Genomic DNA, 12,099 nt, shown 5'->3' with positions numbered 1-12,099 from the left:
TTAAAAACATGCACACTTTATGGTGAAATTGCATATAATACAATTAGTTTATTTAATAAAATAGGGATACCAGAGGACACAACAGATTAAGAATTAGTAGTAAAAAAATAGATAGTACGCATAACTATCTATTTTGTTTTTTTATCATCCTTATGAACTTCGATACCAAATTCTGTTTCGGACTGATCAGGTAGTTTTGTACGCGCTTTTATATTAAAACTTATTCTATCTTTTGAAAAAAATACTACTGCGGAAGTTATACCAAGAACAGCTATTGAGGTCATACAAAACAGCTTGAACATTTGGGTAATCTCCGACATTTAATTCTCACCTCCCTTAATTTTTGTTCCTGAGGTATCCCATAAATAGGGAGGTGATAAATCTGTTGTGAAAATACCAATTACATAAAACTAATGTAAATATGTGGTATAACTATAATATATACCTTTAATAATTTTAATTCAATATTTAGTATAATACAATAAAATACAAAAAATGCAACGCTTAACTAAATCACCTTTATTACATCGAATAATGAATTTTGAACTAGAAAGGCCTGAGGGAAGTATTTCCCGATAGTCCAATAACTAACTCCGCCTAAATTATATGCATTAGCAGTCCTAAGTTTGACGTTCATGCTTCTAGCATCTTCGAACCAAACTTCATGTCTTTTTCCATTAGAATCGTAATAGTTAAAAAATGGCGCTTGAGCGATATAGTCATATTGAATAGATGCAAATACTTTTCTTGCAAGATCTACAGCTTCTACATTACCGAGTGCAGGTGCTTTAGTTCCTTTTACGTAAGGTAAGGTCCAATCGTACCCATAATTAGGTATTCCCATAAAGATTTTTTTACTTGGAATTACGGTTACAGCATAATCAAGGATTTTTTTCACTTCATTAATTGGAGCAACTGCCATTGCTGGACCAGCAGTATATCCCCACTCATAAGTCATCAGTATAACATGGGAAGCTATGGTACCATGAAATGGGTAGTCATGCGCTTCATAAAGTAATCCTTTTATATCACCATTTGGCTTAGGGGCCAAAGCCGTAGTAATAATATAGCCTAAAGCCTCTAGTTTGATTACTGTTTTGCGTAAAAAATCACTATAGTTTTGTTTATCTTTTGGGAAAATATATTCTAAATCTATAGCTAAACCGTAATAATTTTTATTTTTCAAGGTACTGACTATGTTATCTAATAAAGTGTTTTGTATATTTTCATCTGCAAGTATAATATGGGCTAGGTCACTATCAAAACCGCCACCTTCGTTTAAATTCGTAATTACCATCATAGGAGCTACTTTAGCTTTTCTAGCAGCCTCTATTAAAGGGACATCATTTATTCCTTTTAGGGTTCCATTAGGTAGCACTTGATAACTGAATATACTAAGGTATGTGAGACTTGGAAGAGTCTTTACGAGAACATCCATATCTGTAGTAGGAAGTGCATAACCATTAACTTCAAGTGGGCCTAATTTTTGAGTTAAGGGTGGTATAATAATAATTTCACCAGGATAAATTAGTATAGAATTTTTAAGGTTAGGATTTGCATCATATAAATCTGAAATAGTTACACCGTACATTTTAGCTATCATGTAAAGTGATTGACCAGGAAGGATTTTATGCCATCGCATACCTTGGAGTATTACAAGCGTTTGGCCTACCACAAGTTCATCTGGGTTTGTAAGTTCATTATCAGAAGCAATTTTATTAGATGGAACTCCATATAATTTAGAAATTATATATAGGGTTTCACCACTTTTTACAACATGAATAATCAAAAAAAAATCACACCTCTTTTAGTAATATAATTTAATATATGCGATACAATACAAGGGAGTACATAATATATTTTTGGTGAAAAAATTCACAGTTTATTATCTTGAAAAGTCACTGGAATAAATTAAGCATTCATAGATAATACTATAGCTATCATGTATAGGCAACTCCAATTTTAGGGAGTTTTATATTTAAATTTAATTTTCAAAGTTTTAATAAATAAAAATAACATAGTTTGTTAGAAATACAAGATTTTATTAAAAAACTTGATTTATTTAAATGAATAAACTAAAATTAAATTATATTGTTTTAGCGAGGCAATGCAATGCAATGAAGCAAAATAATCAATGATTGTTTTGCTTCGAGATATAAGCAAGGAGGAATATTAATGGGAAAGATTTTATCATTAGATTTAAGCAAAACAATTCCATATTTAGGTGAACATGAGGTTTCTTATTTACAGCCAATGGTATCTGCTGCACACAAAATGCTTGCAGATAAAACAGGTGCGGGGAATGAATTTTTAGGATGGATGGACCTTCCTTTAAATTATGATAAATCAGAATTTAAAAGAATTAAACAGGCAGCAGAAAAGATAAAAAATAATTCTGAAGTCTTAATAGTAATTGGAATAGGTGGGTCTTACTTAGGAGCTAGAGCGGCTATAGAAACGTTAAGTCATAGTTTTTATAACAGTCTTTCAAGTGATAAGAGAAAATCGCCGGCAATATTCTTTGCTGGTAATAATATAAGTTCTACATATATGGCAGATTTAATTGATGCTGTAGAAGGAAAAGATATTTCTATAAATGTAATATCAAAATCAGGAACTACTACAGAACCAGCTATTGCTTTTAGAATACTCAAAGGATTATTGGAAAAGAAATACGGAAAAGAAGGAGCTAAAGAAAGAATTTTTGCCACTACAGATATTTCTAAAGGAGCTCTAAAAAAATCAGCAGATGCAGAAGGCTATGAAACTTTTGTGATTCCAGATGATATAGGAGGAAGATTCTCAGTGTTAACAGCTGTAGGTTTACTTCCGATAGCAGTAGCTGGCATTGACATTGATGAAATGATGAAGGGTGCAGCGGATGCAAGAGAAGCATACAGTATAGAGGATTTAAACAATAACGATTGTTATAAATATGCAGCAGCTAGAAATGCATTATATAGAAAAGGCAAGGTTACAGAAATTTTAGTTAACTATGAGCCATCACTTCAATATTTTGGTGAGTGGTGGAAACAACTTTGTGGAGAAAGTGAAGGAAAAGACCAAAAGGGAATATTTCCAGCAGCAGTTAATTTCTCTACAGACTTACATTCTATGGGACAGTATATTCAAGAAGGTGTAAGAAATATATTTGAAACAGTTATTAATGTAGAAAAGCCAAGAAAAGAAGTTGTAGTAGAAAAGGAAAATGAAGATCTAGATGGATTGAACTTTTTAGCGGGTAAAACTATGGATTTCGTTAATAAAAAAGCTTTCCAAGGAACGGTACTTGCTCATAATGATGGAGATGTACCTAATATTATTTTAAATGTACCAGCATTAACAGCGTATAATTTTGGACATATGGTTTATTTCTTTGAAAAGGCTTTAGCAATAAGCGGATATTTATTAGGTGTAAATCCTTTTGATCAACCAGGAGTTGAAGCATATAAGAAAAATATGTTTGCTCTTCTTGGAAAATCAGGATATGAAGAAACCAAAGCAGCACTTGAAAAAAGGCTTTAAAGAAATGAGAAAAAGCATATGAGAATTATTGTAGATGCAGATGGTTGCCCTGGCAAACAGCTAATAGAAAAGGCAGCTAAGGAAAACTCTATAGAGCTTATTATGTATTGTGATATTAATCATGTTTTGAGTAGTGATTATGCCTCAATAAGGTATGTGGATAGTGGATTTCAAAGTGTTGATATGAAAGTAGCTAATGAGGCGAAATCTAATGACATAGTAATTACTCAAGATTTTGGGGTCGCTGCTATGGTTTTAGCTAAAGGTGCATATGCAATAGGACCTAAAGGACATATATATGATGATGATAATATTGATAAATTATTATTTGAGAGGCATTTGTCCGGCAAACTAAGACGGAGCGGAGGTAGAACCTTTGGTCCTAAAAAACGAACAAACGAAGATGATGAAAAGCTTTATAATAATTTAATTAAATTGATTATAAAAACGCAATCATGCATTTAGAATATACAAAACAGCTAGTAATGAAAATTACTAGCTGTTTTTATAAAATTGAAAAGAATACCCGTGACTTCAGTAATGAGAAGAATTTTCGGATGCAACATTCAAATTATAATAACAAATTTAGTAACATAAAAAGCTATGAAATTTAAAATTTTATTATTTTATAATAAAACATTGAAAGTTTATGTCTATATATAAAAGAAAAAAAATGGAACACACACTGTTACAAATAATGGGATTATAGTATAATATATTATTATAGAGGTTAGCTTTTTAATAATACTTTTGTATTGTATAGCTTATTTATAAAGGTAGGTGAATTTAAATGAATGAAATGAATATATCGTTTAGCTTAGAAAAACCTGAGGAAAAATATAAAGAAATCGGAATAAGTGTTGAAAATAAATTAGAGGATAATTTGGACTATAAATTCCTTGTAGGGCTCGACGGAACATGGACTACTTTGAAGAAATTAAGTGGGGCTAGTGATGCTTTATGGAAACCACAGGCAGATGGTAAGTACTCTATAATGGTACAAGCTAAAAGAAAAGAAAGTAACAAGCCCTTTGATTTTATGTCAAAAACAGATTATATGGTAGGCGAGGCTTACGAAAAGTTAATAAATGATATTTACATAGATAAAATAGAAATAATGGCAGGTGAAAAAATCACCTTAACAGTAGATTCCACAAAGATTCCTATTATGTATAGATATTGGGTACATGAAAGGGGGAATTGGCTACTTATAAAGGACTATTCACCAGAAAATATACTGACTTGGACTTCAAAATATTGTGGAGAGCAAGAGTTTTTGGTAGAGTGCAGGAATTTAGATTCAAAAAATACATTTGATGACTCTATGAAAATACAATTCAATGTACAAGCCATACAATCAGTAGAAATTGTAAGTTTTAAATGTTTGACGGATGATATGGTAGAAGGTGCGGAACTAGTTTTTGAGGTTGAGGCAAACTATGGAGATAATAGAATGGTTCTATACAAATTTGTAAAAATTAATCCTAAGGGAAATACCAAATGCATACAAGATTATTCAACTAAGAAATTAGTTAGTTATGTTGAAGAGAATAAGGGGGATTATAAGTTACTATGTTTGGCAAAGGATATGTATTCACTTCATGAATTTGATGATAGAGCATTGATTCATTATAGCGTTAAACCTTATGAAGAAATAAATATTCATAGTTTCACTAGTGATTTGAGTTCACCGCAAGTATGTGGTACACCTATTATTTTTAAGTGTATTGCTAGAGGCGGGAAAGAGTTATTATATAAATTCAAAATTGATGGAAACTGTTTAGAGGATTCTGGTTATATTAAGGAAAATAATTTTTTTTGGATACCAAAAGAAGCGGGAGAATATAAAGCTTACTTATGGGTGAAGGATGCATCCTTTAAAGGAGAATATGAGAAGAAAGTTTCTTTAGACTTTATAATTGACGATATAGGTAATGAAAATGTGATTATTGAGGATATAATTTTGGACAATAAAGAGACAGTACTAATAGGTGAAACTGTTCATGTAAAAGTTAAAGCAACAGGAGGGAATTCTTTAAGATATAGTTTTATAGTTTCTAAAGATGATAAAGAGATAGAAAAAATGCAATTTGGAACACGTGATTTTGTAGAGTTTACTCCAGAGGAAAGTGGAAAATTCAAACTGGAGGTAAGGGTAAAAGATAAATATTCCAAAAGGAAATTTGATTGTCACGAAGTTCTATGTATTCAAGCTTTAGAATGCATTCCAGCTAAAATAGACTATGTTTTAATGCCAACAAGAGAATACTTTATGGTTGGAGATACTATTTCTCTCCAAGTTATATCTGAAAATACAAAAAATACTCTTGTGAATTACGTTTTGAAAATAGATGGTCATTTAGTAGAACAAACAAATTTTGTGGAACATAAAAATTATGAGATTAAACCTAAATGTAGTGGGAACTATTTAATAGAACTTCTAGCAAAGAATAAATTGAGCACAAATGCATATGATAGTAAGAAGGAAATAAGAATAGAAATACATGAGACGCTACCTGTAAGAGATACAAAGATTCTATGTGATAAGGCAAATTTTATGGCTAATGAAACAATAACATTTGTAGCACAAAGTAAGGGCGGCAAGAATGTTGAATATGAGGTCTATCTTATGGAAAAAGGGGACTGGAGTTTGGTACAAAAATTTAGCAGGAAAAATGATTACATCTTTATGCCCTTTACTAAAGGAATTTACAGAATATTAGTATTATCAAAAAGTGCTTATAAGAGTATTTCATATGAAGATTATGATATAATGGAGATTGAAGTAAAAGAATAACTTTAAAACAGCTTTTAAAGGCTGTTTTTTTTATGAGTAAAGTCGTTAATATGGCAGCTTCGAAGAAGATGAATAGCACCGCAGGTGATAATTTACCTGAAGTTTTAGAAATAGTTAAGGAGATGAATAGATATGGAAAGAATAGACAAAATATTATCGAATTTAGGTCATGGAACAAGAAAAGAAGTGAAGGCATTGTTAAAAAAGGGGAAAATAGAGGTTGATGGAGTAATAATTTCTGATAATACAATGAAGATTGATCCGGATAAGGCTGTAATAAAGGTAGCTGGTGAAGAAATAACATATAGAAAATACATATATATAGTCATGAATAAACCAGCTGGGGTAGTTTCTGCTACAGCAGATAAGTATGATGAAACTGTTATTGATTTAATAGATCAAGAATACCATGCTTTTAATCCATTTCCTATAGGAAGATTGGATAAAGACACAGTAGGGTTATTGCTAATCACTAATGATGGTGAATTAAATCATAAATTGATAGCACCTAAGAATCATGTAGATAAGGCGTATTATGCTGAGATTAATAAATTTGTAGATGAAAAGGATATAGATACCTTTAAGAAAGGTGTTGTATTGGATGATGGATATAAATGCATGCCGGCCATATTAGAAGTATTAAATGCAAATGAAAATGGATCTGAGGTAATGATTACTATTCAAGAAGGTAAATTTCATCAGGTAAAAAGAATGTTCGAAAGTGTTGATAAAAATGTTGCATTTTTAAGAAGAATTAGTTTTGGACCATTAAAATTAGATGAAAATTTATCCGAAGGACAATATCGAGAATTGTCGGAAGAAGAGTTGGATTTATTAAAACAGGTTTAATTTAGTTAATAATATCATTTTATATGGAAAAAATGAGTGAAATATCTTCATTTTAAAATATATTTACAATGAAATTTGTAAAAAACGCTTGCAAACCTTAGTTAAATTTAATATAATTAACTAGTAAAGATAAATAGAGAGATAAATAGCCCCCTTTTTATTTGTTATAAAGCAGCCCAACCCCAAGGGCTGTTTTATTTTGTATAAAAAAGTCGATTTCTGTGAAGAATTCTTGATATAACATATTTCGATAAAATGCTCACATTAAATAACGTTATTTAATGTGGGCATTTTTTATTTGATAATAGGGAAGTATATAAGGACATAGTATATACTAGATGTATTTTTTGGATTATAATAAAAGTGAGTAAATATAGAAACACATGAATAATTTAACGTAATATCTAGTAAAAACTAAAGAAATAATAAATATTTTTTAAAAATTTGAAAAATATATTAATACGAAAATTATATAGGAGGAAAACTTATGGATATAAAAGAAAATTTAATAAATTTTATGACAGAGCAAGCATATAAACCCATGAATATAGTAGAACTTTCTAGAGTGTTTGATATTAAGAAAAAAGACATGAAGGAGTTTTCTAAGTTATTAACTGGAATGGAAAAAAATGGGGACGTAGTTAAAACACATACCGAATATTATGGTATTCCAGAGAAGATGGGTCTTGTAATTGGTAAATTCCAAGGTCATCAAAGAGGTTTTGGATTCGTAATAGCAGAAGTAGAAAGACCAGATGTATTTATTCCAGCGGATAATGTAAATGGAGCAATGAATGGCGATAAAGTTCTTGCAAAAGTTTTAAAAGAAGAAAATAGTGGAAAAAAATGTGAAGGTGAAATTGTAAGAGTAATAGAAAGGTCTAATAAAACAATAATAGGGACTTATGAAGACAGTAGTAATTTTGGTTTTGTAGTAGCTGATGACAAGAGGATTGCTCAGGATATATTTGTTCCTAAATCAGAAAGAAATGGCGCAAAAACAGGGCAAATAGTAATAGCTGAAATAACTCAGTGGCCAGAACAAAAAAGAAATCCCGAGGGGAGAATTATAGAAGTTCTCGGAAGCAAAGGTGACGCTGGCATTGATATATTAACTATAATTAAAAAACATAAGCTACCAGAGGAGTTCCCACAAAATGTTGAAGCATATGCCGATAATATAGCTGAAGTAATTCCACAAGAAGAGTATACGCGCAGAACAGATTTAAGGGATTTACGTATGGTAACCATAGATGGAGAGGATGCTAAAGATTTAGATGATGCTGTGTCTATTGAAGTTTTAGCTAATGGAAACTATCGTTTAGGAGTTCATATAGCAGATGTTTCTCACTATGTAAAAGATAAAAATCCTTTGGATAAAGAGGCTTTTAAAAGAGCAACTTCAGTATACTTAATTGATAGAGTTATACCGATGCTTCCTAAAAAATTATCTAATGGGGTTTGCAGTTTGAATCCTAAAGTAGATAGACTAGCTCTTAGTTGCATTATGGAAATAGATAAAGATGGTAAATGTGTAGATCATGAAATAATGGAAAGTATTATAAAAACTAATGAGAGAATGACTTATACAGAAGTTACGAAAATACTAAGGGATAAAGATGCTGAAACTATCAAAAAATATGATTATTTGTATGAAGATTTTAAATACATGGAAGAGTTATGTGGCATTCTTAATAAGAAGAGAATGAATAGGGGCGCTATAGATTTTGATTTCGCTGAGTGCAAAATAATATTAAATGAATTAGGAAAACCTGTAGACATTGTACCTTATGAGAGAGCAATTGCAAATAGATTAGTAGAGGAATTTATGTTAACGGCTAATGAAACTGTAGCTGAGCATATGTTCTGGCTAAATGTGCCATTTGTATATAGAATTCATGAGGACCCAGATGAAGAGAAATTAATGCGATTTAGTGAATTTGCTCATAATTTAGGATATTCTATGAAGTGGGGAAAGGATATACATCCTAGAATGCTTCAAGAAGTAATAGGAAAAGTAAAAGGTCAAAAAGAAGAGATGGTACTAAGTACTTTATTACTTCGTTCTATGATGAAAGCGAAATATTCTCCAGAATGTGTTGGGCATTTTGGGTTAGCAGCCAAATATTATTGTCATTTTACATCACCAATTAGAAGATATCCTGACTTAATGATCCATAGGATAATTAAAGAGGTTATAAATGGAGGATTAAGTCAGGCGAGAACAGATAGATTAGATAGAGAAGTAGAGATAGCGTCAAAACAATCTTCAGATATGGAAAGAGTAGCGATGGAAGCTGAGAGAGAAGTAGATGACTTAAAGAAAGCTGAGTATATGAGTGAGCGAATTGGTCAAGAATATGATGGGATTATATCCTCAGTAACTAATTTTGGATTGTTTGTTGAACTTCCCAATACTGTAGAAGGGTTAGTTCATATGACTAGCTTGGATGATGATTATTATGTCTTTGATGAAAGACATTTAACACTTATTGGTGAGCGAACTAAGAAAATGTATAAACTAGGAGAAGAAGTAAGAATTGTAGTTAGTAAAGTTGATTTAACTTCACATGAAGTTTATTTTGATATAATTGAACCTGATGAGGATAAAGAAGAGAACGAAGAGGATAAAGAAGTGGAATACTCCGTTAAGGATTTAAATGAACTTATAAAGGAAGATTAGTCAAAGAAAGAAGACTATAATATAGAATAATTTGAAAATACACAGAAGAAGTTAACAGCTTCATCTGTGTATTATATTTTAAAAAACACTGTAAAAATAAACCATATATTCTTGAAAAAGAATATATAGTATAGTATAATAAGATATATTATACATAGTATATATAATGTATTCTTATATATATTAATAAGAATAAAGCAGGTGAAATTGTGGCAAAGAAATCGGAAAACAAAACACTAGCAGAAAACAGGAAAGCAAGACATGATTATTTTATAGAAGAAGCAATGGAAGCTGGTATAGCGCTTGTTGGTACAGAAGTAAAGTCTATTAGAGCTGGAAAGGCGAACTTAAAAGATGCTTATGCAGATGTTATAAATGGGGAAGTATTTATAAAAAATATGCATGTTAGTCATTACGAAAATGGGAATCAATTTAATACTGATCCTTTAAGAGTAAGAAAATTATTGCTTCATAAAGAGCAAATAAATAAACTAGCATCATTTACGTCTCAAAAGGGTTTTACACTAGTTCCATTATCCCTATATCTTAAGGATACTAAGGTAAAAGTTAATCTTGGTATTGTTCGCGGTAAAAAAGATTATGATAAGAGAGATGCAATGCTAGAAAAAGATGCTAAGAGAGACATGGATAGGCAGATAAAAGAGAGAATGAGATAACTAGCAATAATGCACATACATTCCATGATATTAGCACTTGATAAAGGATATAATATAGTGTATCATTAGGTTTATAGTAAGTAACAAGAAATTAGATTAACAGTTGATATCTAATTGATTTATGGGTCATAAAAATTTAATAATTTAAATTTGCGTAATTACATACAATAATAGTTATATATTATTGTAGTACAAAAGATTTTAGTTTAATCTTTTGACATATTAGGGGGCGTACTTGGTTTCGACGGGGGTACGTTGCATCGAGGAAGCGAGCCGAGGGAACCTATGGACCCGCGTTAAAAAACTATTGGAACAATTTAAACGCAAACGATAATTTAGCACTAGCAGCTTAGTTCTGCTACGTCTTACCTTTGAATACCGCGACTTAGGATAGGGCGCCGACAGCGGTGAACCGAGTCTGGGAAAGCTTTGACCCAGAAACGGAAAATATGAAGCTACCGGAACCTAAACCCCGTCAGTAGGGGTTAGGAGACGGGAATTTTAAAGTACTGACTACGCTCGTAGATGCCTAGGTGTTATGGCTTTCGGACAGGGGTTCGACACCCCTCGCCTCCACCAGTGAAACCCTCGACTAATTAACTTTAGTTGAGGGTTTTCTTATGCTTAAATTTGGTTATATAAAAAAATGAATGTAGTGAAATATTAATAAAATGGTGCTATATTAAATAATAAAATATGCTACTTATAAAGAATAGTATATTTTTTTATACAAAGGAGAATTTCTATGGGAGTTTTATTAAATCGTTTACTGACAATGTTAAATGATAGTCCTCCAAAGTCAACAGACTATCATATTGTATTGACCTTACTTATGAATTTTCATTCCTTATACGATATGACTATTAGCGAAGTAGCCAAGTTGTGTATTGTTTCAAAATCTACTATTTCAAAATTTATTCGTAGTATAGATTTTGAAGATTATGCTAGTTTTAGGACAGCGGCAACCTTTAAACAAAATAAATATGGATTCAAGCTAAACTATAATCAGAATATTGTAGAGTATATTGAAGAAAAGGGAATGGATTCTTATTTAGAAATTATACATAAGGATATTGAAGAATGTAAAAAATTCATTGATATGAATAAAATTGATGAATTGGCAAAAGATTTAATTAAGTATAAAAAAGTTGCAAGTTTTGGGTTGTTATTTTCTGAAATTGCTACATTAGATTTACAAACTAAATTAGCTTATAATGGTAAATTTATAATTACTAATTTGAACGATGTAAAACAAGATCAGTTTATAAATAATGCTAAAGAAGATACTTTAATTATAATTTTTTCAAATTCAGGAAGCTATATGCAAAGATATCAGCTATCGGAGTTTCAAATTACAAAGAGTTTTTTGAATACAAAAGCTAAAATTGTTTTGATTACATCAAATAAGGAAATGGAAGAATTCGAAAAAGTAGATTTGTGTATTAATTTTAAGCATACAACTAATGTTCAGACCCATTCAATTATTTTTCAATTAATTAATGATTATATTACTCTTAGATATCGCCAATTGACACGTAAAAAGGAATAATAAATGAATTGTGAGCTCT

10 protein-coding genes and 1 other RNA gene are annotated in these 12,099 nt (G+C 30.7%); 9 read left to right on the top strand and 2 right to left on the bottom strand.

The window, feature by feature from the left end; translation table 11 throughout:
- Positions 1-128 precede the first annotated feature (128 nt).
- Both ACWJJ7_RS09635 and ACWJJ7_RS09630 read right to left on the bottom strand, forming a co-directional pair.
- Positions 129-320 carry a hypothetical protein gene (locus tag ACWJJ7_RS09635; protein ID WP_462961935.1) on the bottom strand — a complete coding sequence of 64 codons (192 nt, stop codon included), beginning with the start codon at positions 318-320 and terminating at the stop codon, positions 129-131.
- A 188-nt stretch (positions 321-508) separates the two neighbouring features.
- Positions 509-1,789: a LysM peptidoglycan-binding domain-containing protein gene (locus ACWJJ7_RS09630; RefSeq protein ID WP_462961934.1), complete on the bottom strand. Its 1,281-nt coding sequence runs from the start codon at positions 1,787-1,789 to the stop codon at positions 509-511.
- Between the two features lie 386 nt (positions 1,790-2,175).
- On the opposite strand from ACWJJ7_RS09630, the gene ACWJJ7_RS09625 reads away from it, so the two are divergent.
- The 9 genes from ACWJJ7_RS09625 (at position 2,176) to ACWJJ7_RS09585 (ending at position 12,080) form a co-directional block, all read left to right on the top strand.
- Positions 2,176-3,525, top strand: a complete 1,350-nt coding sequence (locus ACWJJ7_RS09625) for a glucose-6-phosphate isomerase (RefSeq protein ID WP_462961933.1) — start codon at positions 2,176-2,178, stop codon at positions 3,523-3,525.
- An 18-nt stretch (positions 3,526-3,543) separates the two neighbouring features.
- Positions 3,544-3,990, top strand: coding sequence for a YaiI/YqxD family protein (locus ACWJJ7_RS09620; protein WP_462961932.1), 447 nt, complete (start codon positions 3,544-3,546; stop codon positions 3,988-3,990).
- A 325-nt stretch (positions 3,991-4,315) separates the two neighbouring features.
- The gene (locus ACWJJ7_RS09615; protein ID WP_462961931.1) at positions 4,316-6,322 is read left to right on the top strand and encodes a triple tyrosine motif-containing protein; all 2,007 of its coding nucleotides are present in this window, start codon (positions 4,316-4,318) and stop codon (positions 6,320-6,322) included.
- A gap of 32 nt (positions 6,323-6,354) precedes the next feature.
- Positions 6,355-6,546 carry a hypothetical protein gene (locus tag ACWJJ7_RS09610; protein WP_462961930.1) on the top strand — a complete coding sequence of 64 codons (192 nt, stop codon included), beginning with the start codon at positions 6,355-6,357 and terminating at the stop codon, positions 6,544-6,546.
- A complete protein-coding gene (locus ACWJJ7_RS09605) occupies positions 6,455-7,171 on the top strand; it encodes a pseudouridine synthase (protein WP_462961929.1) in 717 nt (238 codons plus the stop codon). The genes ACWJJ7_RS09610 and ACWJJ7_RS09605 overlap by 92 nt, the downstream gene beginning before the upstream one ends.
- A 487-nt stretch (positions 7,172-7,658) precedes the next feature.
- The gene (gene rnr, locus ACWJJ7_RS09600; protein WP_462961928.1) at positions 7,659-9,854 is read left to right on the top strand and encodes a ribonuclease R; all 2,196 of its coding nucleotides are present in this window, start codon (positions 7,659-7,661) and stop codon (positions 9,852-9,854) included.
- 206 nt (positions 9,855-10,060) lie between these two features.
- Complete coding sequence (gene smpB, locus ACWJJ7_RS09595; protein WP_462964972.1) at positions 10,061-10,531, top strand: SsrA-binding protein SmpB; 471 nt, start codon at positions 10,061-10,063, stop codon at positions 10,529-10,531.
- A gap of 225 nt (positions 10,532-10,756) precedes the next feature.
- Positions 10,757-11,110: a transfer-messenger RNA gene (gene ssrA, locus ACWJJ7_RS09590) on the top strand.
- Positions 11,111-11,276: 166 nt separating this feature from the next.
- Positions 11,277-12,080: a MurR/RpiR family transcriptional regulator gene (locus ACWJJ7_RS09585; RefSeq protein WP_462961927.1), complete on the top strand. Its 804-nt coding sequence runs from the start codon at positions 11,277-11,279 to the stop codon at positions 12,078-12,080.
- Positions 12,081-12,099: the final 19 nt, after the last annotated feature.

This window comes from Clostridium sp. CM042, from assembly GCF_055080995.1.
Note: the sequence above shows the minus strand (reverse complement) of the source record. Positions and strands in the feature narration are given on the sequence as shown.

Bases quoted from the DNA above. Each gene is read 5' to 3' on its own strand.
- ACWJJ7_RS09635 (WP_462961935.1), bottom strand. From the start codon at position 320: ATGTCGGAGATTACCCAAATGTTCAAGCTGTTTTGTATGACCTCAATA.
- ACWJJ7_RS09625 (WP_462961933.1), top strand. From the start codon at position 2,176: ATGGGAAAGATTTTATCATTAGATTTAAGCAAAACAATTCCATATTTA.
- ACWJJ7_RS09620 (WP_462961932.1), top strand. From the start codon at position 3,544: ATGAGAATTATTGTAGATGCAGATGGTTGCCCTGGCAAACAGCTAATA.
- ACWJJ7_RS09615 (WP_462961931.1), top strand. From the start codon at position 4,316: ATGAATGAAATGAATATATCGTTTAGCTTAGAAAAACCTGAGGAAAAA.
- ACWJJ7_RS09610 (WP_462961930.1), top strand. From the start codon at position 6,355: ATGAGTAAAGTCGTTAATATGGCAGCTTCGAAGAAGATGAATAGCACC.
- ACWJJ7_RS09605 (WP_462961929.1), top strand. From the start codon at position 6,455: ATGGAAAGAATAGACAAAATATTATCGAATTTAGGTCATGGAACAAGA.
- rnr (WP_462961928.1), top strand. From the start codon at position 7,659: ATGGATATAAAAGAAAATTTAATAAATTTTATGACAGAGCAAGCATAT.
- ACWJJ7_RS09585 (WP_462961927.1), top strand. From the start codon at position 11,277: ATGGGAGTTTTATTAAATCGTTTACTGACAATGTTAAATGATAGTCCT.